The 651-nt window shown below is 63.1% G+C and carries 1 protein-coding gene; it reads right to left on the bottom strand.

Annotated features, from left to right (window positions below):
• Positions 1–127: 127 nt before the first annotated feature.
• Positions 128–651: IS1634 family transposase (locus tag GP2_RS22015; protein WP_006902648.1), on the bottom strand; the 524-nt coding region annotated here is incomplete at its 5' end.

Here is a 651-nt window from a genome sequence, read left to right as displayed (position 1 = left end):
CTAAAACATCCCGCACAGGGTGGGGACTTTTACCTGGCCACCAGCGGGGACATCAAACTGGCCGTTGACACCGCCAGCGAATTCGTTCGAACGATGCCCACTCGCGTCTGACCTGACTTGGCTCAAATTAGTGTCCACCTTCGAGCGCGACCAGGGTTAATGCGAGTTCAGGGTCGAGCGGGTTGGCGGCGGTGAGGGTGTGGCCGCCGGCCTGGATCTCGATGGTGCGGTAGCGGCGGGCCGTGGTGACGAATTTCTTGGTCGACCAGCCGGTGCGAGTCTCGAGGGTGCGGGTGATGGCGAGGGCGGCCATGACGATCGCCAGGTGAGCACGGATGGAGTCCTCGGTGTGGTGGAAGATCGGGCGTGCGGCGAGGTCGGATTTGGACATGCGGAAGCTCTTCTCGATCCGCCACAGCTGGTGGTAGGCGCCGATCACGAAGTCGGGTTCGGGGTTGTCGATGTTGGTCGTGTACGCCTTCCATCCCGCCAGCGCACGCGCTTTCTCCGCGAGTTCGAGGTTGACCGATTTGGTGGCGCCGGAGAGAGCGACGAACCTGTTCCGCTTGACCGGGATCTGCCCCTTGACCGCCTTCTCCGCTTTGCTGACCTGATCGTTGATCCCGCGTAGGCTCCGCCGGCCGCGATCAT

Origin of the sequence: Gordonia paraffinivorans NBRC 108238 (genome assembly GCF_000344155.1) — a bacterium.
In the GTDB taxonomy this organism is placed as follows: domain Bacteria; phylum Actinomycetota; class Actinomycetes; order Mycobacteriales; family Mycobacteriaceae; genus Gordonia; species Gordonia paraffinivorans.
This window is presented reverse-complemented; position numbering and strand designations above follow the sequence as displayed.